17 protein-coding genes are annotated in these 21,471 nt (G+C 65.2%); 3 read left to right on the top strand and 14 right to left on the bottom strand.

Going from position 1 to position 21,471, the window contains the following annotated elements:
- Positions 1 to 729, bottom strand: a 729-nt coding sequence (locus SR3_RS24895; protein ID WP_174549190.1) for an N-succinylarginine dihydrolase, incomplete at its 3' end; no start/stop codon positions are given.
- 89 nt (positions 730 to 818) lie between these two features.
- Here SR3_RS24895 and SR3_RS24900 point away from each other — a divergent pair.
- Positions 819 to 1,736, top strand: coding sequence for a LysR substrate-binding domain-containing protein (locus SR3_RS24900; protein WP_068092166.1), 918 nt, complete (start codon positions 819 to 821; stop codon positions 1,734 to 1,736).
- Here the strand turns inward: SR3_RS24900 and SR3_RS24905 are convergent.
- From SR3_RS24905 to SR3_RS24915, 4 genes are all read right to left on the bottom strand, one after another.
- Entirely contained in the window at positions 1,717 to 2,730 is a 1,014-nt protein-coding gene (locus SR3_RS24905; RefSeq protein WP_068092169.1) for an arginine N-succinyltransferase, read from the bottom strand. The two genes, SR3_RS24900 and SR3_RS24905, sit on opposite strands and share 20 nt — an antisense overlap.
- Positions 2,731 to 2,784: 54 nt before the next feature.
- A complete protein-coding gene (locus SR3_RS31610; RefSeq protein WP_157099095.1) occupies positions 2,785 to 2,934 on the bottom strand; it encodes a lmo0937 family membrane protein in 150 nt (49 codons plus the stop codon).
- Between the two features lie 57 nt (positions 2,935 to 2,991).
- Positions 2,992 to 5,289 (bottom strand): GH92 family glycosyl hydrolase, encoded by a 2,298-nt coding sequence (locus SR3_RS24910; protein ID WP_068092229.1) that lies wholly within the window; start codon positions 5,287 to 5,289, stop codon positions 2,992 to 2,994.
- A gap of 124 nt (positions 5,290 to 5,413) precedes the next feature.
- Positions 5,414 to 7,507, bottom strand: coding sequence for an ATP-binding protein (locus SR3_RS24915; RefSeq protein WP_068092172.1), 2,094 nt, complete (start codon positions 7,505 to 7,507; stop codon positions 5,414 to 5,416).
- A gap of 145 nt (positions 7,508 to 7,652) precedes the next feature.
- On the opposite strand from SR3_RS24915, the gene SR3_RS24920 reads away from it, so the two are divergent.
- Together SR3_RS24920 and SR3_RS24925 are read left to right on the top strand one after the other, a co-directional pair.
- Complete coding sequence (locus SR3_RS24920) at positions 7,653 to 8,012, top strand: hypothetical protein (protein WP_068092233.1); 360 nt, start codon at positions 7,653 to 7,655, stop codon at positions 8,010 to 8,012.
- Between the two features lie 7 nt (positions 8,013 to 8,019).
- A complete protein-coding gene (locus SR3_RS24925; protein WP_157099096.1) occupies positions 8,020 to 8,436 on the top strand; it encodes a GFA family protein in 417 nt (138 codons plus the stop codon).
- Between the two features lie 53 nt (positions 8,437 to 8,489).
- Here SR3_RS24925 and htpG read toward each other — a convergent pair whose 3' ends face one another.
- The 9 genes from htpG to SR3_RS24970 all read right to left on the bottom strand — a co-directional run bounded on the left by htpG (position 8,490) and on the right by SR3_RS24970 (position 21,364).
- Positions 8,490 to 10,379 (bottom strand): molecular chaperone HtpG, encoded by a 1,890-nt coding sequence (htpG, locus tag SR3_RS24930; protein ID WP_068092178.1) that lies wholly within the window; start codon positions 10,377 to 10,379, stop codon positions 8,490 to 8,492.
- Positions 10,380 to 10,456: 77 nt separating this feature from the next.
- A complete protein-coding gene (locus SR3_RS24935; RefSeq protein ID WP_068092184.1) occupies positions 10,457 to 10,975 on the bottom strand; it encodes a GNAT family N-acetyltransferase in 519 nt (172 codons plus the stop codon).
- Between the two features lie 30 nt (positions 10,976 to 11,005).
- On the bottom strand, positions 11,006 to 11,272 hold the full coding sequence (locus SR3_RS24940; RefSeq protein WP_068092188.1) for a hypothetical protein: 267 nt from the start codon (positions 11,270 to 11,272) through the stop codon (positions 11,006 to 11,008).
- A 169-nt stretch (positions 11,273 to 11,441) separates the two neighbouring features.
- Positions 11,442 to 13,157, bottom strand: a complete 1,716-nt coding sequence (locus SR3_RS24945) for a sulfatase family protein (protein ID WP_068092236.1) — start codon at positions 13,155 to 13,157, stop codon at positions 11,442 to 11,444.
- Between the two features lie 122 nt (positions 13,158 to 13,279).
- Positions 13,280 to 14,281 (bottom strand): LacI family DNA-binding transcriptional regulator, encoded by a 1,002-nt coding sequence (locus SR3_RS24950; protein ID WP_068092191.1) that lies wholly within the window; start codon positions 14,279 to 14,281, stop codon positions 13,280 to 13,282.
- Positions 14,282 to 14,293: 12 nt separating this feature from the next.
- Positions 14,294 to 15,250, bottom strand: a complete 957-nt coding sequence (locus SR3_RS24955) for a formylglycine-generating enzyme family protein (protein ID WP_407668209.1) — start codon at positions 15,248 to 15,250, stop codon at positions 14,294 to 14,296.
- A 113-nt stretch (positions 15,251 to 15,363) separates the two neighbouring features.
- Positions 15,364 to 17,295, bottom strand: coding sequence for a glycoside hydrolase family 3 protein (locus tag SR3_RS24960; protein ID WP_068092198.1), 1,932 nt, complete (start codon positions 17,293 to 17,295; stop codon positions 15,364 to 15,366).
- Positions 17,296 to 17,371: 76 nt separating this feature from the next.
- Positions 17,372 to 19,783, bottom strand: a complete 2,412-nt coding sequence (locus SR3_RS24965; protein ID WP_084455893.1) for a TonB-dependent receptor — start codon at positions 19,781 to 19,783, stop codon at positions 17,372 to 17,374.
- 531 nt (positions 19,784 to 20,314) lie between these two features.
- Complete coding sequence (locus SR3_RS24970; RefSeq protein WP_157099097.1) at positions 20,315 to 21,364, bottom strand: LacI family DNA-binding transcriptional regulator; 1,050 nt, start codon at positions 21,362 to 21,364, stop codon at positions 20,315 to 20,317.
- Positions 21,365 to 21,471 lie beyond the last annotated feature (107 nt).

Consider the following 21,471-nt stretch of genomic DNA (forward strand, 5'->3'; position numbering starts at 1 on the left):
ATCATTGTGGAAGGCGCCCGCCGCGATGGCCTCGTCGCTCTGGCGGGCGAGCAAGGCGTTACGGGTTGGCAGATTGTGGCGCCGCACCAGCGCTTGCGAGGCCGTGCGATGCTGGCGCGCGGGAAAGCCACCCACCGGCCCCGCGCCATGGACGAAAATCTCCAGCCCTTCCGCGCCGTGGCTGGCGCAGAGCCGCATATGGTTGGCCGCGCCCTCATCGCCGAAAGGAGTGGGTAGGGGGGCATGGACCTTCACGCCGGGCATCCCGGCGAAAAGCGTGGTGAGCTGGCGCAGCGTCTGCGGGGCCTCGATGCTGCGATGGGGCATGGAAGCCAGATTGGCCACGGACAGATGCGTCAGCCCATCGGCGGTATCAGGCCGGGGGGAGACGGTGGCGGCATTGGCCGTCCACATCGCCGAGGCGGAAAAGCTGTTGCGGAAGAGGGCGGGGTCGGCCTCCCATGCTGCGCGGCAGACCTCCAGATCGCTGCCGGTAAAGCCCATGCGGCGCAGCCATGCGGCATCGGGCCGGTCATGGGGCAGCAGCAGGCCCTGGGGCAGGCCCAGCGCCATCATCTGCCGCATCTTGGCCAGCCCCTGCAGCGCCGCCTCACGCGGGGCCGAGGTGCAGCCCGCATGGGCGGCCGAGGCGATGTTGCCCAGCGAGAGCCCGGCGTAATTATGGCTGGGGCCGACCAGCCCGTCGAAATTGACCTCCAGCATGCGCATCAGCCTTTTGTTATTCCTTGAACTCCTGATAAACCCGTTTCGCTCCCGGCATCTCATACATAAAATGCCGATTGATATGAGTGAATGGAATGGATCAGGATGACCGGCGGCTGCTGCCGTCCATCACCATGCTGCAATGTTTCGAGGCGGCGGCGCGCTATGGCAGCGCATCGCTGGCGGGGGAGCGGATCGGCCTGACGCAAAGCGCGGTCAGCCGCCATATCGCCAGTCTGGAAACATGGCTGGGCAAGCCGCTGTTCGACCGGGTGGGGCGGCGCATCGTGCTGAACGAAAACGGGCGGCTCTATCTCGATCGCATCGCCCGGCCTTTAAGCGAGATCCGGGCCGCCACGCGCGATATGCTGGGGCATGGATCGGGGCGGGTGGTCAATCTGGCGACGCTGCCGACCTTTGGCATGCGCTGGATCGCGCCGCGCCTGCCCGGCCTGTTGATGCATGATCCCGATCTGGTGGTGAACATCGCCGCGCGGATCGATATCTTCAATTTCGCCGAGGAGGCTTTCGATGCCGCCATTCATGTGGGCCCGCCCGACTGGCCCGAGGTGGAGCATGACCTGCTGTTTCGCGAAAGGGTGATTCCGGTGCTGTCGCCGGCGCTGGCGCAGAGCGCGGGGGTGAAGGCCGCGCAGGACTTCCTGCGCGTGCCGCTGCTGGAGCAAAGCGCCCGGCGCGATGCGTGGCAGAAGTGGTTCGCGCTCAGCGATGTGCCCTTCCCGGCGGAGCGCGCCGTCTCGGTGATGGGGCATTTCTCGATGCTGGCGCAGGCGGCCTGCGCGGGGGCTGGGGCGGCGCTGCTGCCCAGCTTCCTGATCCAGCCCGAGCTGCAATCCGGCGCGCTGGTGGCCCCGGTGGAGCGCGCTCTGGCCGAGGATCGGAATTATTACCTCGTCTACCCCAAGGCGAAATTGCAGATGCCGCATTTCGTCCAACTGCGCGATTGGCTGCTGGACGAGGCGGCCAAAGAGGTCAGCGCGGAATATGGGTGATGATTTGCCCTGGTGAGGCCTTGATCGCCTCGGCAGCGGCGGGATCGAGCAGGATGCCGCCCTCTGTGGGTTTGGCGCGGCCATAGGCGGCGCGGAAGTGATCCAGCCGCCCGTGCGCCACCAGACTTTCGGTGCCGTCATTCTCTTCGATGGCCACAATCTGGTCCTGCTGGGCCTGACGAATCGTAACGATCTCGTCCGTGGCGCAGACCATGGTGGGGCCACCGTCGAAGACGTCGATGTAATTGCGGTAGGCGAAGCCTTCCTTCTCCAGCATGCGCTGCGCCGCGCGGCCCGAAGGGTGAGGCACGCCCATCACCGCCATCGCGCTTTCGGGCACCATGGCGGTGTAGATTGGATGCTTGGGCATCAGATCGGCGATGAATTGCGCGCCGCGCACCGCCTTGAACTCGTCGGCCTCGCGGAAGGACATGCCGAAGAAGCGCCCCGTCACCCCGTCCCAGAAGGGCGAGACGCCGACCTCGTCGATCACGCCGCGCAGTTCGGCCAGCGTGCGGTCGGCAAAGCGGGCGCGGTGCATCGCCATGAAGAGGTAGCGGCTGCGCGCCAGCAGCGATCCGGCCCCCGCCGACCTTTCGGTAGGGTGAAGGAACAGCCCACCCACCTCGCTGCTGCCATTGTGGTCGGTCACCAGCGTGAGCATCTCGCTGCGGATGGCGCGGGAGAACTCGCTGGAATAATGGGTGAAGGCATCGATGCGATAGGAATAATGCGGGCGGTCCATGCCGATGCAGGAGAAGATCTGGCAGGTGCCGCGCACCTTGCCCGTTTCCAGATCCTCCAGCACGAACATATACATGTCGCTGGCCAGATCGTCCGGCGCGCGGCTGAAGGAGGCCGCGGCGATGTCCAGCTTGTCCTGCAGCTTGGGCCGGTCGGCGGGCAGGTTGGTGAAGCCGCCGCCGGTGCTTTTGGCCATCTCATAGATGGCGGGCAGGTCGTCCTGGCTGGCGGCTCTGAGCACATGAGTCATCGCCGGGCAATGTAACTGCCCTTGGACTTAGCGCAAGGCCCTCTCCGCGCCCTGTCAGGGGACGCGTCGTCCGGACAACACCTGCATCACCAGCACGATCAGCGCGACGACCAGCAGCAGATGGATCAAACCACCGCCAACCGGCACGACAAAAGCGCCCAGCGCCCAGAGGATCAGCAGAACGACAAGAACGGTCCAAAGCATGGTTTCTCTCCCAGCAACCTTATGAAGGAGGAAGCGCCGGGAGAGACTGTGGTTCCGTCAGGGTCTGGAAGGCTTGCTCATCGAGAAGGGCGCGTCCGCCTTGGCGCTGGCCCATTGCGGATTGGGCGTGGGCCCCATCACAAAGCGCAGCGTGCCGCCCGCCTGCAAGGCTTCACGCGAAAGCCACGGTTTGGTGTAGGGCGCTCCATTGAAGCTGGCCGACTGGATATAGACGTTCTTCGGCCCGTTGTTCTGCGCCTCGATGGTGAGCTGTTTGCCGCCCGGCATCGTCACCCGCACCGACTGGAACAGCGGACTGCCGATGGCATATTGCCCCACGCCGGGCGTCACCGGATAGAAACCCAGTGCGGAAAACACATACCAGGCCGAGGTTTGGCCATTGTCCTCATCGCCCGGATAGCCGTCGGGCGTGGCGGAATAGAGCCGCGCCATCACATCGCGCGCATGAGCCTGCGCCTTCCACGGCTGACCGGCCCAGTCGTAGAGGTAGATCATATGCTGGATCGGCTGGTTGCCATGGGCGTACTGGCCCATGTTGACGATCTGCATCTCCCGCGTTTCATGGATCACCGCGCCATAATAGGCGTCGTCGAACAGCGGGGGCAGGGTGAAGATGGAGTCCAGCTTGTCGGTGAAGGGCTTGTCGCCGCCCGACAGGTTGATCAGCCCTTGAACGTCCTGCATCGCCGAGAAGCTGTAATGCATCGCATTGCCTTCGGTGAAGGCATCGCCCCAGGCATAGGGGTTGAAGGGCGCCATCCAGCTGCCATCCTGCTTGCGCCCGCGCATCCAGCCTGAGGTTGCATCATAGACATTGCGATAGTTCTGCGCATGGCGGGCATAGAGCTGCGCATCCTTGCCCTTGCCCAGAGCCGCCGCCAGCCGCGACAGCGAGAAATCCGCCGTGGCATATTCCAGCGTGCGCGCCGCGCTTTCATTGATGCCGATGTCATAGGGCACGTAACCCAGCCTGTTGTAGGCCTCCACGCCCTCGCGGCCCGCGGCGGTGATGACCTCGCCCTTGGCGTTGCGGGGCCGCCCTGCCGAGGTGGTGGCGTTCTTGATCATCGCCTCATAGAGCGTGTCGATGTCGAAACCGCGCACGCCGTTGAGGTAAGCGTCCGCGATGATGTTGGTGGAGTTCGATCCGATCATCACGTCGCGCTGGCCGGGGCTCATCCATTCGGGCAGCCAGCCGCCTTCCTTATAGGCATTGGCCAGCCCCTGCATGATCTGCCCATCGAGATCGGGGCGCACCAGCACGAAATAGGGGAACACCGCCCGCCATGTGTCCCAGAAGCCATTGTCGGTGAACATCGGGCCGTCATGGATCTTGCCGTCATAGGGGCTGTAATGAATGGTCTTGCCGCTGCCATCCACCTCATGGAACATGCGCGGGAAGAGCAGCATGCGGTACATCGCCGAATAGAAGGTGCGGCGGTTGTCGAGGCTGGGATCGCTGACCTGAATGCGGCCCAGCTCGGCCTCCCAGGCGGCCTTGGCCTTGGCCTGCGTTTGCGTGAAGCTGTCTGCGCCCAGTTCGGCCAGATTGCGCTCGGCCTGCTCGGGGCTGATGAAGGAGGAGGCGACCTTCACGCCCACCTGCTCGCCATCGCCGGTTTTGAAGCTGACCACGGCGCCGACATGCCCGCCCTCGCGCGCCAGATCGGTGGTGAGGTGCCAGCCCTCGTCCCAGCTCTGGCTCAGGGTGAAATCATGGTCGAACTGGGCGATGAAGTAATTGTGGAAATTGCCCGGCACGCCGCCATGATTGTTGCGCACATAGCCGATGATCCGGCGCTTCTCCGGCTCGATCTTCACCATCGATCCGCCCGCCAGACCGTCGAGCAGGATATGGGCGTCCTCGCTTTTGGGGAAGGTGAAGCGGAACTGGGCGGCCCGGTTGGTGGGCGTCACCTCGGCGGTGACGTTGTAATCGGCCAGATAGACCTTGTAGCCATAGGGATGGCTTTCCTCGGCCTTGTGGCTGAACCAGCTGGCGCGCTCATCCTCCTTCAGCTTCACCGGCCCGGTCTCGGCAAAGAGCGAGAAGGCGGCGTAATCATTCATCCACGGGCTGGGCTGGTGGGTCTGCTTGATGCCGTTGATCTTTTTGTCATGGTACATATAGCCCCAGCCGCTGCCCGGCTTGCCGGTGACGGGGCTCCAGAAATTCATCCCCCATGGCACGGCGACGGCGGGATAGGTGTTGCCATAGGACAGCTCATGATCGGAATCCGTGCCCATCAGCGGGTTGACCAGATCCGCCAGCGCCTCCGCATCCTGCGCCATGGCCGGGGCGGTGAGGGCCAGGCTGATCCCAAGAGCTGTCATGCCCAGAAGCAATGTGGCGGCAAGGTTTTTCAAGGCAGGTCTCCGGGGGGAAGAGACATTCAGGCATGCCAGCGGATCGGGCGCGGGGCAACGCCAGCGACCTGATTTTTGCTGTAAGAGGTGCTCAGCCCTGGCGGGGCAGCGACAGTTGCGGCAGCACCGCCTCCAGCCGCGCGGCCAGATCGGCCTGACGGAACGGCTTTTCCAGCAGCGGCAGACCGGCCTCGATGCCGCGCGCGTCGGAATAGCCCGAGACCAGCATCACCTTCACATCCGGCCAGCCCTGCGTGACGGCGCGGGCCAGATCCACCCCGGTCATCCCCGGCATCAGATGGTCGGTGATGACGATATCGACCTTGCCCTCCTGCCTCAGGCACGCCAGCGCTTCGGGGCCCGAGGAGGCTTCGATCACCTCGAAGCCCAGTTCGGTGAGCATATCGGCGGTGCTCATGCGCACCAGCGGTTCATCGTCCACCAACAGCGCCACGCCGGTCATCGCCGAGGTCTGCGTGGGAACGGACGCCGCAGGCTGCGCGGCCAAAGCCTTGCTGACCGGCAGCCACAGGCCGATCACCGTGCCCTTGCCGGGCGCGCTGCGGATCGTCAGCGCGCCGCCCAGCTGCGAGGCCAGCCCATGCGCCATCGACAGGCCAAGCCCCGTGCCTTTGCCGACGCCTTTGGTGGAATAGAAGGGCTCGATGGCGCGGGTGCGGGTTTCGACATCCATCCCCACGCCCGTATCGGTGACGGTGATGACGATATACTGCCCTGGCCCGACCTCGGCATGGCCGGGGCCGACCGTCCGCGCATCGGCGGAGAGTTTCAGCAGGCCGCCATCCGGCATGGCATCGCGCGCGTTCACCGAGAGGTTGAGCAGCGCCATCTCGACCTGGTTGTAATCGGCCAGCGCCAGCGGCAGGCCGGGCGCCACATCATAGACCAGCGCCACCTGAGGCCCCAGCGTGGTGAGCAGCAGCTCGCGCATGCCCGCCACCAGCGCGGCGATGTCCACCGGCTCGGGGCTGAGCGGCTGGCGCCGCGCGAAGGCCAGCAGGCGCTGCACCAGCGTGCGGGCGCGGTCGGCGGATTGCAGGGCGCCGGAGATGATGCGCTGTTCGCGCTCCCCGCCGACCTGACGGCGCTGGAGCAGGTCCAGCCCGCCGATGATGGGGGCCAGCAGATTGTTGAAATCATGCGCCACGCCGCCGGTCAGCTGGCCCATGGCGTCCAGCTTCTGGGCCTGACGCAAGGCCTCCTGTGCGGTGATCAGCTCCTGCGTGCGGGCATGCACCAGATGCTCCAGCGTCGCCGCCGAGGTCTGGAGCGCCTCCTCCATCTTTTTGCGCGCGGTGATGTCGAGCGAGAGGCCATCCAGCGTCAGCGGCGTGCCGTCGCTGGCATAGGTGGGCTGGGCGCGGATGCCGATCCAGCGCGTTTCGCCCGCAGGGGTGATCAGCCGATAGTCGATGTCGTAATCGCCACCCGTGGCGAGGCTTTCGGCCAGCGCCTGATCCACCCGCGCCCGATCATCCGGGTGGATGGCGGCGCGCAGCTCGGCATAGGTGAAGGGCTGATCGGGATCGCGCCCGAAATTGATGCGGCACATGGGCGACGTGTCCAGCTCGCCCGAGGCGATATGGATCGACCACAAGCCGATGCGCCCCGCCGCCACCATCAGGCTGCGCTGGCGGCTGTCATTCTTCACCTGATCGAGCAGGCGGGCATTCTCGATGGCGATCCCGGCCAGACGGGCCAGACTTTCCAGCCGGCGCACCATGTTTCGCGGCTGATGGCCGATATGCGCCCAATAGGCGCCCAGCGCGGCCACGGCGCGCGGGGCGCCGATGGGCACCATCACCAGGCTGCGCACGAAGGTGGGGGCATAGGCTTCTTGCGGGATGCGCTCGTCGGTGGTGGTGTCGGCGATGCGCACGGTCTGCAGGTGCTGCATCGCCCAGCCCGAGATGCAGCTGTTTTCGTCAAAGCGCTTGCCCGCCCAGAGCGGGGCCATGGCATCCTCGACAGCATAGAAGCAGCGGCCCGGCTCACGGATGATCACGGCAATGCCATCGGCGCCGACGACCTTGCGGGCGGTCACCCGCAGCACGGAGACCACCTCCTCCAGCGATCTGGCCGCGGCGAGCTTTTCGCTCGCTTCGATCAGATCTTCTTCGAAATCGGGCGCGTCATCACGCGTTGAATGATCTGCACTGCGCAAGGTCTTCTCCACTGCAGCGCCTATAGCATAGTTCGCGCCGATTCCCCGCGCTATTTGCTAATCATATGTCCCTAGGTATTCGTTCAGATTGCCTAGGGAATGACCCTAGTGGATAGGGTTTCGCGCGATGGAGAAGGTGACGGTTATGAGCGATACGGCATGGCAGGGCGAGACGGTGAAGGCCTGGCTGGCCAGTCGCTTTGCCGCATCGCAGGTGGATCAGGACCGCGCCGACCGGCGTGGCCGCGATTACGGGGATGATTACGACAAGGCCGCCGCGGAGGAGTTCGTGTGCCGGCTGGCGCGGGTGCATCCTTCGGTGGAGGATCAGGCGCGGTTCGGGGCCTATCTGAAAGAGCTGCTGGATCGCGACGAGTACAACCGCACCGGCGTCTACAGCGAGCGCCGCTTCGAGCGCGAGGTGAAGGCCTATCTGCGCAAGCTGATCAGGATGGCCAAGGCGAACAGCGGGTTCGAGAACACGTCGCATTTCCAGAAGGATTGAGGAGGCCATGATCGCGCCCATGACCGCAAGGCAGCTTCACGGTTCATGCCTGTGCGGATGGGCGACCTATCAGGTGGCCGACAGCTTCGAATACGCGCTGATTTGCCATTGCTCGCAATGCAGGCGGGCGACGGGGGCCGGATCGAAGCCCTTTGCGGGGCTGCCGGTGGCGCGGCTGGTGGTGGAGCGGCCCGATCATCTGCTGCGCTATGGCGATGGGCCGTGCTTCGATATGCATTGCGCGCGCTGCGGGTCGCTGCTGTTCTCGCAGGTGCGCGAGGGGGCCTATGTGCATGTGACCTTGGGCACGCTGATCGATGAGCCGTCGATCCGGCCCAGCGCGCATATCTTCACCGCATCGAAGGCGGGTTGGGATGTGATCGGTGACGATCTGCCGCAATTCGCGGAGCTGCCGCCAGCATAAGCATGGGCCGGTGATTGTTCACCGGCCCATGCGTGCATCAGGCCCCCGTTCGATCAGGCGGTGGCGCGCTGGATCAGGCGGCCCAGCCGGTCGGCGAAGGCGCGCGGGTCGAGCGGCTGTTCGCCATCGACGATGCGCGCCTCGTCCAGCAGCAGATGGGCGGCATCGGCGCGCAGCGCATCACCCTCGGGCAAAGCGGCGAGGCGGGCGATCTGGGCATGGCCGGGGTTGATTTCCAGCACCGGCTTGGCGCCGGCGGGCGTCTGACCGGCATTGGCCAGCAGCTTTTCCAGCTGGCGATCGAGCCCGCTGTCCGACGCCACCAGACAGACCGCGCTGTCCGTCAAACGGTCCGAGAGGCGCACATCGGAGACCGTTTCGCCCAAAGTCTCCTTCACGAAGCCCAGGAAGCTGCTGACGGCATCGCTGGCTTCGGCTTTGGGCGTCTCCTTGCCTTCGGGCAGCGGGATCAGGCTGAGGTCGGCGGCGCCCTGCGTGACCGAGGTGAAGGGCTTGCCGTCCAGATCCATGCCGCGCGTCCAGAAGCTGTCGACCTGATCGGGCAGCAGCAGCACCTCCACGCCCCGCGCGCGGAACCCTTCCAGCTGGGGCGAGGCGGCGATGCGCTCCAGATCGCTGCCGGTGGCGTAATAGATCGCGGTCTGGTTCTCCTTCATCCCCGCGACATAGTCCTCCAGCGAACGCCATGCACCGCCTGAGGTGGTGGTCTTGAAGCGGGCCAGACGCAGCAGGGCTTCGCGCCTCTCGAAATCCTCATAGAGGCCTTCCTTCAGCACTGCGCCGAAGGTCTCCCACAGCTTGCCATAGGCTTCGGCGTCGTCGCGGGCGGTCTTGTCCAGCTCGCCCAGCACCTTGCCGGTCAGGCCCTTGCGGATGGTGGTGAGGATCGGGCTGTCCTGGATCATCTCGCGCGACATGTTGAGCGGCAGATCGGCGCTGTCGACCAACCCGCGCACAAAGCGCAGATAACGCGGCAGAAGTTCCGCCTCATCGGTGATGAACACCCGGCGGACATAGAGCTTCATCCGCCCCTTGCGGTCGGGATCGAAGAGGTCGAAAGGCTTGGTTTCCGGCACAAAGGCCAGCACCGAATATTCGTAACGCCCCTCGGCGCGATAATGCAGGGTGAGGGCGGGCTCATCCCACTGCCCGGCCACGCTGCGGTAGAAATCGGTGTACTCTTCCTTGCTGATCTCGCTCTTGGAACGGGTCCAGAGCGCGGTGCCATCGGCCAGCTGGGTAGCTTCGGCATCGGGCTTGTCCTTCAGCACGATGGGCACGGGGACATGGCCGGACTGGGCGCGCACCATCTGCTCGATGCGGTGGCGCTCGGCGTAATCCTTCGCCTCGTCCAGCAGGTGAAGCACGATGCGCGTGCCGCGCTGCGGGGCCTGATCCAGCGCCACCGGCGCGATGGTGTAGGTGCCCAGACCATCGGACGACCACACGGCGGCGGCATCCTCGCCCGCCCGGCGCGAGATCACATCGACCTTTCCGGCCACCATGAAGGCCGAATAGAAGCCCACGCCGAACTGGCCGATCAGCTGGGTCTCTTCCGCGCCCTTGGCGGCGGCGATGCTGTCCATAAAGGCCTTGGTGCCCGAACGCGCGATGGTGCCCAGCGTTTCGGCCAGATCCGCCGCGCTCATGCCGATGCCATTGTCCTCGATGGTCAGCTGGTGCTGCTCGGCATCCAGCGTGATGGCGATTTGCAGCTTGGCATCGTCGCCCAGCAGGGCGGGGGCGGCAATCGCCTCATAGCGCAGCTTTTCGCAGGCGTCGGCGGCGTTGGAGATCAGCTCGCGCAGGAAGACGTCTTTGTCGGAATAGACGGAATGAACCATCATATGCAGCAGCTTGGAGACATCGGCCTCGAAAGCATGGGTCTGAGGTGTGGTGGTCTGATCCGAAGGCGTCGTCATGAGGTGGCGGGGCTCCATGGTGGGTGAGAGCCGCGGACATGAGGGCTGCCGCCAAGGATTTCAAGGGTGGAGGTGCGTCAGGCTTCGGGGCGGATCAGCGCCATCAGGGTGATGTCGGTCCAGCCGCCATCGATGAATTCGGCCTGGCGCAGCACGCCCTCGCTCTCGAAACCCAGCTGGCGGTAGAGCGCGATGGCGGCGGTGTTCCCGGCATGCACGCGCAGGGCCAGCCGCCGCAGATTGAGGTGCCGCCAGCAATAGTCGATGGCCAGCTGCATCGCCTGCCGCCCATAGCCCTGCCCGCGATCCTGCGCCTTGCCGATCAATATGCCCAAAGTGGCCGAGCGGTGGATCGCCTCGATCTCCATGATCTGCACATGGCCGATGATATCGGGGCTGGGGCGCCTGCGGATGGCGAAGAAAACGCGCCCCCGGTCATTGGCCGCATTGAGCCAGAAATCGCTCTGGCGCTGCAGGTTTTGCGGCACATAGGGGCGGTTGAGCCGGGTGATCGAAGGATCGTCATCCCACAGGCACAGGGCGGGCAGATCGATCGGCAGGATCGGCCCCAGGGCGATGGCATCGGTACGGATCATGGGGGGCACTGAACCTTGCGATGGGAATGCTTAGCTGCTGGTGGTGTTTGTTGTGCTGCTGGTCGAGGTCGGGCTGGTCAGCGCGGCCAGGATATCGCTAAAGCTCTGCGTGCCCGTGCCGCCGCCATGGTGATGGTGGCCGCCGTGATGCGCCTTGGCAGGGGTGCTGGCGGTGGCCTGCGTGGTCGGGGCATCTGCGGTGGTGGCGGTCTGCGTGGCGGCTGGCGCACCGCCGGTCAGCGAGGAGAGCAGCGAGGAGGCGGCATCGCTTACGCTGCCAAGAAGGGGAAGTGTCATGAGAGCATGTCCTTTTCGGGACCAGCCGATCACCGGCTGACCTGCCTGTTCCCTCCGCCCCCGGATATCCGGCAAGATGGCTGACAAAAGGTTAAAATCCGTGTCCCGCGACACTGTAACAGCCTGTATGAAAAGGGGGCGGTGTGTGGTTCCACCGCCCCCTTTATCTTTACTTGCTCGGGATGTTCTTCAGCTGCTGGTCGACGGTGGGCATGTCCATGAAAGGCCGGCCTGCTTCATGCGCCTTTTGCTTGGCGATGGTGTCAGGCAGGATTTCGTCGATGCGATCGCGGCGGTTGGGGCCGACCAGCCATTCCTTCGGGAAGGGCGACGCGCCCGTGCCGTTGACGTTGCGGCGCACCGCGCCGATCGCCTGCCGTTCCGTATAGGGAATGGCATGCTTGCCCTCGCGGTTGGCCAGCTGCTTGAACAGCGCGTCGCGCAGGGCGATCTTGTCGGCCAGATGCGCGGGATCTTCGGCCAGATTGTGCATCTCGGTGGGATCGGCGGCGATGTCATAGAGTTCGTCGCGGTCGTAAATGCCGTGGTACTGGATGTATTTGATGTTGCCGCGTGTGATGGCGAAGGTCGTCGGCGTTTCGGGGAAGCTCCATTCCCAGTAATATTCATAGATGAAGTCGCTGGGCTTCCAGTCGGCGGGCTTGATGCTGCCGTTGATCAGCCCCCAGGCATCCTGCCCCTCGAACTGCTTGGGCATCTGCTTCACGCCCGCGATGTCGAGGAAGGTCGGCGCGAAATCCAGACCGCGCACCCGGCCCGGGTTGGTCACGCCGGCGGGCACTGTGCCCGGCTCCCACATCACCAGCGGCACGCGCTGCGAGGCTTCATAGGCGGCGCGCTTGTCGATCAGCCCATGGTCGCCGATCATGAAGCCATTGTCGCTGGTGAAGACGACCAGCGTGTCCTTCTCCAGATGGTTGGCCTTCAGATAGGCCATGACGCGGCCCAGACTGTCATCCACGCCCGAGAGCGTGCCGTAGTAATACTTCAGATATTCCGTCATCTTCATGTCGGAATTGTAGAAGAAGTCGATACCATGCCACGAATTGCGCTGATCATAGACCCAGCGCGGCTTGCCTTCGTAATTCTCGGGCGTGTTGGTCCAGCTGGCGGGCAGGGTGAAGTTGGTCTTGTCGTACTGATGGACATAGCGCGGCGGCGGCAGTGGATCGGAATGCACCGCCTTGTGGCTGAGATAGAGGAAGAAGGGCTTCTTGGGATCGCGCTCCTTCGTCAGCCAGTTCATGGCGTAATCGGTCAGCTCGTCGGTGATGTAGCCCTTTTGCGCCACCTCCTTGCCGTCGACATTGAGCATGTTGGCCTTGCCAGCGGCGATGGCGGCGGGGGACAGGTCGGTCTGGGGATAGTAATGGCCCTGACCCTTGAAGCTGACCCATTTGTTGAAGCCGGCGCGGGGGGCATCGGTGTCATTGCCCATATGCCATTTGCCGAAGAAGGCGGTCTGGTAACCGGCCTGCTGCAGATAGGCGGGGAAGTAGGTGAGGCCTTCCTCGGAGGAGTTGTTGTTGTCCACCACGCCATGGTTGCGGGCGGTCATGCCGGTCAGGATGCTGGCGCGGGCCGGGCTGCACAGGGATGAGGTTGTGACGCCATTGGGAAAATAGGTGCCTTGCGCGGCCATGGCGTCGATGTTGGGCGTGTGGACCAGCCCTTTGGGCTGCAGAAAGCCCATCGCATCGAAGCGCAGATCGTCCACCAGCACGAAGATGATGTTGCGCGGATGCTGCGCAGCAGGGGCGGCTGCTGGCGCTGGCGCTGTCTGGGCCGGGACGGTGGAGGGGATCAGCGCCATGGCGGCGAAGGTGGCGGCGGCGGTGCTCAGGGTCTTGCGCAGAAGCGACATCGGCAGGTCCATTCGATGGGTTGAGCCCTGCGCAGACGCGCCGCGGGCTTTTTCAGAATCCTCTGAAAGCCAGAAAATACTACCGATGGTATTTTGTCAAATACAAAGACTATCCATTGTATTTATACAGGGGCGCCCTCGGTCGATTCCCGCAGGATGATGCGTGGGCTGTCAGGGGGGCGGACCGGGTCGCCGGAGGCCTCCTCGCGGTCGATCGCCATCAGCACGGCGGCGCGGGCGATCTGTTCGAAGGGCGGCTCCACCGTGGTGAGCGGCGGGAAGGCGCTGCGGCTTTCGCTCGAATTGTCGAAGCCGGTGAAGGCCAGATCCTGCGGCACGCGAAAGCCCAGCCGCAGCGCGGCGGTCATCGCGCCGAGCGCCGTCGCATCGTTGACCGCCACGATGGCGGTGGGCCGCTGAGGGAGCGCCATCAAATGCCCGAAGGCCTCCTGACCGCTTTCGAAGGTCATGGCGCTGCGAAACAGATAGGCCGGGGGCGCTTCCAGCCCGGCCGCCGCCATGGCGTCGCGATAGCCCAGATGGCGCTGCTCGGAGGCGAAATGGGCGGCGGGCGGGGCGATCATCGCGATCCGCTCATGCCCCTGCGCGATCAGATGCGCGACAAGCTCCGCCATGGCCGCACGCTGGTGCACATCCACCACCTTGCCAAAGCCCCGCGCCTGTGCGGCAATGCGCACCGTGGGCAGGCCCAGCCTTTCGAGCGAGCGCAGCATTTTTGGATGATCCGACCATGGCGGCAGCACGATCACCGCATCGGCGTTGCAGGAGAGGCTGATGGCCCAATCCGCATCCACCTCAAGCGCCTGCCGGTCGAAGACCTCCACCACCAGATGCCAGCCCACCGCGCGGCAGGCCTGCGCCATGGCCAGCAGCATGCGCGAATAATACCAGGCCGCCACATCGGGCACCAGAATGACGATGATATAGGTCTTGCCGCTCACCAGCTGCCGCGCGGCCAGCGCCGGGCGGTAGTTCAGTTCACGGATCGCGGCTTCCACTTTGGCGCGCACATTGGGGCGCACCGTCTCCACGCCATTGAGCACGCGCGAGATCGTCTTGACCGAAATGCCCGACTTTTCGGAAACATCCTTGATGGTGGCCATGGCCGCGCTGCCTTAACCGCGCACCACGCAACGAAAGCCGATATGGCTGGTGGAGCTGTCCACGCTTTGCGGATGGCGCGCGGCGGGGCGATAGCGCTGGCAATAGCTGGGCGCGCAAAGATGCGATCCGCCCTTCAGCACCTTGCGCGGAATCTTCACCTGCGGGCTGGCCGGATCGAAGCTTTTGGCGCGAAAGCCGCCGCGCGGATTGCTGACGGCGCAGCAGGCCGATTTGGCCTTCTTCCTGGCGGTCTCGGGCAGAGCCCACCAGTCCTCGCACCATTCCCAGACATTGCCGATCATGTCGAACACGCCATAGCCATTGGCCGGAAAGGCTTTCACCGGGCTGGTGCGGATCCAGCCATCCTCGGCCAGATTGGCGAAGGGGAACAGGCCCTGCCAGGTGTTGGCCTGATGCACGCCGCCCGGGGCCAGTTCATCGCCCCAGGCGAATTCCTTATCCACCAGACCGCCGCGCGCGGCACATTCGAACTCGGCCTCGGTGGGCAGCGCCTTGCCGGCCCATGCGGCATAGGCGGCGGCATCCTGATGCACCACATGCACCACCGGATGGTCCATCAGCGCCTCGATCCCGCTGTCGGGACCGGTGGGATGGCGCCAGTCCGCGCCGGGCATCCAGTGCCACCATTGCGACGGGTCCGACGTATCGACAGGCCGGTCGGTCATCATGAACACCGCCGAGCCGGGCACCGCCAGCGCCGGGTCCATGCCGGGGTATTGCGCGGGATCGGGGGCGATTTCGGCGAAGGTCCGATAGCCGGTCGCCGCCACGAAGCGGGCGAATTCGGCATTGGTGACGGGCACTTCATCGATCCAGAAAGGATCGACCTTCACCCGGCGCAGCGGCGCCTCCTCAGGGTAGAAGGCGGTCGATCCCATGGTGAATGTGCCACCGGGGATCGCCACCATGCCTTCGGGGACGGGGCGGGATGCTGCGCTGAGTGCCATGACCATCACCCGCTTCTAGAGCATCGCGCGAAAAAGTGGGAACCGGTTTTTCGCGTCAAACGATGCGACAACAAAACCCGGATGGCCAAGGGCGACAACCATCCCGCGCGCCATCAGGGATGCGCCGCCAGCACGATCCCCGCGCCGCGGGGATAGAGCGGCTGGACGCTGTCATCGGGCAGGGCCGGATCCTGGGCCGCGACCGCCGCCATGGAGGAGGGCAGTTCGAAGGGCAGATGCCCGCGCGCCACCGCCTTGCCGGTCACCACATCGAGCAGCGCCGCATCGCTGGCCCCGAAGACGGCGAGCAGCGCTCCGGCGCGGTCCTTCACATTGGTGAGGATCGCGGGCCGGTCCATATCAACGGCCAGCACCACCGGCACGCTGGCGGGCACGCGCTTGAGGGCCTCAAGCAGCGGGTCGCCGGGCTGGAAGTCGAGACGGCCCTCGCTCTGGCGCGCGCCGAAGAAGTGGTGGGGGTGCAGCTTTTCATGCGGCGTGGCGGCGCGCATCAGCGCGACATCGGCCTGCGCCGGATCCTCCACCGGGGTGAAACCGGCGGCCTTGGCGGCTTCGGGCGCGATGCCCAGCAGCCAGGCGCGACGGCCCTGCGCGCGCAGCGGCAGCAGATTGTTGCGGTTCTCCAGCAGCACCTGCGATGCGCGCTGCGCAGCATCGGCCTCTTGCTGCGCTTGCGGAGCGCCGACGATGCGTGCGGCCTCCGCCGGATCGGCGAAGGGATGATCGAAGAGGCCAAGCTGGAACTTCAGCATCAGCACCGGGCGCACCGCCGCGTCGATCCGCGCGCGGGAAATGGTGCCCGCCTGCACGGCTTCCAGCAGCGGTGCCGGATCGTTCACCCCGCCGAACTGGTCAACCCCGGCCTCGGCCGATTTGGCGAAGCGCTGCGCCTTGGTCAGCCCCTCTACGCCCCAGGGCATGCCGATGGCGGGAGGCAGCTGCGGCTTGTCCGCCGTGGGCGCGGCGCAGGTGTCGGTGCAGTCATTGGTGATCGCCCAGTCGGAGAGGATCAGGCCCTTGTAGCCCATCGTGCCGCGCAGCAGATCGGTCAGCAGCTGATGGCTGAAGCCCGCGCCGACGGGCTCGAGCGGCTTGCCGTTCAGCGTTACGCCCGAAAGGATGGCATAGGTGGGCATCACGCCCGCCGGATGCACCGCCATCGCGCCCTTGAAGGCGGCGACATGCAGGGCGAAGCTGCGGTCGTCGAGCTTCGCGGTGCGGCCATAGATGTTGTGGCCGTCGAAGCCCTCGGGCTCGGCGCCATAGCCGACCCAGTGCTTGACCACCGTGGCCACGCCCGTGGGAGTGACGCCATCCGGGCCGCCCTGAAAGCCCTCGATATAGGCCGCCGTCAGCGCGGAAACCGTGGCCGGGTCCGAACCGAAAGTGCCGACCTGACGGCCCCAGCGCGGCTCGCTGGCCAGATCGGCCTGAGGCGACAGGGCCATATGGATGCCGACAGCGCGATACTCGCGCGCGGCAAGCGCGCCGAAGCGCTTCACCGTGGCCGGATCGCCCAGCGCGGCAAAGCCCAGCGTTTCGGGCCATTGCGAGAAGCCGACGCTGCCATTGCTCATGCCCAGCACGGCCTGGAAATGGCTGCGCGGATCGGTGCTGATGGTCAGGGGAATGCCCAGCCGCGTGGCGGCGGCGATCTGCTGCACTTCATTGTTGGCCTGCGCCATTTGCGCGGGCGGCAGGATCAGCCGGGTGATGAAGCTGTTGACCTTGCCCTGCTCGATCATCTTCTTGATCGCGGGCAGGTCATACCCCTTGGTCGAGGCGCCGATGCCTGAATCCGGCGTGGGCAGAGAGCCATGCACCAGCGTGCCGACCTTCTCCTCCAGCGTCATGCGCGCCAGCAGATCCTCGGTGCGCTGCGCCGGGGTGAGGCGCGCATCCTCATAGGGATCGAGCTTGTGATTGTGGTTGAGATCGCGCCAGCCTGCCGGGTCCTTCGTTGCGCCACACAGGGCAAGCGAAACCAGAGGCAGCAGAAGCACGGTGGCAAGGCGGCGAGACATCAGGCGCAGACTCCCAGTTTTTGTTATGGCAGGGCGGCGCACAAGACTTTGCACGCCGCCCTGAAAGGCTCCGCTCTTAACGGAAGTGGTAGGAGATCGAGCCACCGAAGTAGCGCGAGGCATCCTTGTTGTAGGTGCCCACCATGTCATAGGGCGTCGCCGTCGTCGAGAGCAGCGAGTTGTGGCCGATGCTGGTGAGATAGTTCTTGTCGAACAGGTTCTTCACGAAAAGCGTGAAGGTGTAGCGACCCGAGGCATCCGAAAGCCCGATGCTGGCATCGACCAGCGTATAGGCCTTCTGCACCGCCAGCGGATCCTGCTCCAGCGTGAAGTTCTGCGCGCTGGTGTAGACCACGCCGACCTGGCCGAAAGCGTTCAGGCTGCCGCTGACCGGATGCTCATAGCGGGGCACCACGCTGACGCGCCACTTGGGGCTGGCGGGCAGCGGGGCGCCGCGTAGGTTCTGCTGATAGGTCGTGCCGTTGCGATAGCACTGGTTGATCGGCATGCCGCTGCTGGCGGGCGAGGAGGTGGTGTTCTGGAACTCGATCGGGCAGTTCAGCCCGTCGATGTTCACTTCCGTCTTGGCGTAGGTGACCGAGGCGTTGAGCGTGAAGTGGCTGTCGGGGCGGAAGGTGGTTTCCAGCTCGACACCACGCGAGGAGGCGCTGCCGGCGTTGGTCGGCACGAACTGGATCACGCCGGTCGCCGGATCGGAGCGGTTGGCCTGCACCTGCAGATTGCTGTATTCCGAGAGGAACAGCGCCGCGTTGAAGCTCAGCTTGCGATCGAAGGCGCTGCCCTTGAAGCCCAGCTCATAGGCGTTGACATATTCGGGCTTGAGGATGGTCTGGTTGGCGAAACCGTTCGAGATTTCGGTGTCGTAGCCCAGCCCCTTGTAACCGCGCGTGTAGGAGCCATAGGCCTGCGCGGTGCGGCTGAATTCATACTGCAGACCCACCTTGCCGGTCAGCGAGGTGTCATGCGCCGAGGCCGAGCCCGAGGAGGTGCCGTTCGAGGGGAAAGCCACATCGCCCGGCTGGATCGCGCCCTGGCGCCAGCCCGCATTGGTGCCTTCCTCATAGCCCACGCGCAGGCCGCCGATGGCCTTCAGGCCGCGCCAGACCTGATAGTCGACCTGACCGAAGGCGGCCACGCTGGTCTGCTTCAAATGCGCGTCGCTGGCGGCCGACTGCCACACGGTGTTGGCGGTGGGGCAGGCCTGATAGAGCGTGCCGCCGGTGCACTGGGCGCGGCGACGGTCGAAGGGACGGTCGAGGATGCTGGTCATGAAGAACACGCCGCCGACATAGTTGAAGCGGCCATGGCTCTTGTTGGCCACGCGCAGCTCTTCGCTGAAGGCCGACAGGTCGACGATGCCGTGGTTCTGGTTCCAGTAGGAATAGGGCGCGCCCGACGTCGGCCCCAGATAGATCGGGCCGCTCAGGTTCACGCGGTCGATCGGCTGGTTCACCGCCAGATGATACTTCTGATAGGCGGTGATCGAGGTCAGCGTGACGCCGCCCAGATCCCAGTTGGCCTGCAGCGAATAGGTCTGCGAGCGGCTGTTGGCGTAAGTGTCGGTGTCTTCGCTGATGGTGCGGTTGTTGCGGCTGGGAGTGACGGGGCCCATCACCTGAAGCAGCGCGGGCGTGGTGGCCGAGATCAGCGTGGAGGCGCAGCAGTTGGAATCGCTCTGGCGGTATTCGCCGGTGAAGAGCAGGTTGAGATTGTCAGCCGCATCCCATTCCAGCTTGCCGCGCACGCCGCCGCTCTTTTCGCCATTCACCCACTTGCCGGTGCCGACATTGTAGGTGACGCCCTGCACATTGTTGTAAAAGCCGGAGATGCGGGCGCGCACCGTCTCGCTGAGCGGGCCCGAAACGGTGCCCTTCACGCGATATTCGTTATGCTCGGCCACGGTCGCCTCGAAGCCGGCTTCCAGCTGCTTGGACGGGCGGGCGGTGGTGACGCTGATGACGCCGGCCGTGGCGTTCTTGCCGAACAGCGTGCCCTGGGGGCCGCGCAGCACTTCGATGCGCTCGACATCCGACAGGTCCGAGAAGCCCTGGGCGGCGCGCACGGCGACCACGCCATCGACCACGGTGGACACTGCCGATTCAACGCCCTGACCGAACAGGGCGGTGCCGATGCCGCGGATGCGGAAGACGGTGTTGGTGGGGTTGGCGCCCTGCTGGAAGGTGAGCGAGGGCACGGCGGCGACCAGCGAGTTGGTGTCGTTGATCTGGCGCTTGGCCAGCATGTCGCCACCCACGGCGGTGACGGCCAGCGGCACGTCCTGCAGGCGCTCGGAACGCTTTTGCGCGGTCACCACGATGTCGCCGGGGGCCGGAGCGTCGGCGGCGGGCGTGGCGGCAGGGGCTGCTGCGGGCGCGGTCTGGGCCAGCGCGGCGCAGGGCGCCAGCACGGCCAGGGCCAGCGCCAAAGGCAGTGGGGCAACGCCGCCGCGCAGAAGGGTCTTGGTCATCACTTGTCTCTCCATCCCGGAAGGAACAGGCCGTCTGGCTGCCTCCCTTGTGTCGTCATATCTGTCAGGCATGCGCGCCCAGTTCCGGCCTGATGGAGGCCAGAGCGATCGGCGCGGATGCCGTTGTGTGAGGGGCGGCCCGGTGGGGGCGCGCTCCCTGGCTCGGGAAATCGGTGGTGATGCGCGGGCTGGCTGCCTGCGCGCATGACCTATGGCTGGGATGTCATCAGTCTTGTTCCTCCCCGGCCTGCCGCCCTTGTATGCGGCATAAGCTCGATCCCGTGTCGGAACCCTGTCTTTGCCCGGGTTCCAGCGTTTGAATTTATAGCGCTAAAATAGACGGTGCTGCCGATCTGTCAATTGCCGGGCGGAAAGGCCTGTCTGGCGGCGCGTTTCAGATTTATTTGAAAACATTGGATATTTATGAAAAATACATGATGCAGAAAAGCAACGATCAGCATTTTTACGTTATGTCGCAATGCAATCATGCGCTTTGGCGGGTGGCGTGACGGGCCTGCGTGCGCGGCGGGCTCAGCCCTCGATCCGGCCCACCGATTCGCGCTGGATCAGCGTGTAGGGCAGATAGATGGCCTTGGGCTGCTCCGCCTCCTTGCCGGGGTCGCGCAGGCGCTGCACCAGCTCGGCCATGCCGCGCTCGGCGATCTGGGCGATGGGCTGGTGCATGGTGGTGAGTTCGGGCCAGATCTTCACCGCCAGCGGATCGTCGTCGAAACCGCAGACCGAGACATCCCCCGGCACCGAAAGGCCCATGCGGTGAGCCACCGAGATCGTCGCGGCGGCCATTTCGTCATTGCTCGACAGGATGGCGCTGGGCCGCCGGGGCAGGGTGAGCAGCATGGTGGCCGCCGTCATGCCGGTTTCGTAATTCAGCGCGCTGTCGACCACCAGCGCCGGATCATAGGGAATTCCCGCCTCTTCCAGCGCGGCGCAATAGCCGCGATGGCGGGTGTGGCGGATCAGATTCGTGCCATTGGCGCGGATAAAGCCGATGCGCCGGTGGCCCATGGCGATCAGATGGCGCGTCATCTCATGCGCGGCCGAGACATCGTCGATGCGCACGGAGGAGATGCGGCTCAGCGTGTCGCCCGGGGCCAGCGCGATCATCGGGATGCCGATCTGCTGGGCCAGGGCGCTGTCATTGATGACCTCGCCCAGCGGGGGCGGCAGCAGCAGGGCATTGATGCCATCACGGATCATCTGGTCGATATGCTCGCCGATGGAAGACAGTTCGCGCCGTTCGAAGGGCTGGGCCGTGAGCTGGACGCGGAATTTCGATGCGCCTGACAGCGCGCCGATCAGCAGCGCGCTGACAAAGCCGTTCTGCGCATTGTGATAGAGCAGGCCGATATGCGGCTGGATCGCGCTGGCCAGCGCCTGCGCGGCGGCATTGGGGCGATAGCCCAGCGCGCGAATGGCTTCGAGCACCAGCTGGCGGGTCGGTTCGGCGGTGGTCTGGCGCCCGTTGATGACGTTGGAGACCGTCATGGTCGACACGCCGGCGCGCTCGGCCACCATGGCCATGGTCACGGCCTGACTGGATCGTCTGGGGGCTCTGGCCACAGGTGCTGTCTGTCCTTTGCGGGAAACCAAAATCCCGCCCTAATCCTTCGCGGACCAAAGGCAAGGGGCCGCTGAAACGCGGCGCCCCTTGCCGTGGGCCCCGTCTT

The sequence above is a fragment of the Novosphingobium rosa NBRC 15208 genome (genome assembly GCF_001598555.1).
In the GTDB taxonomy this organism is placed as follows: Bacteria; Pseudomonadota; Alphaproteobacteria; order Sphingomonadales; family Sphingomonadaceae; genus Novosphingobium; species Novosphingobium rosa.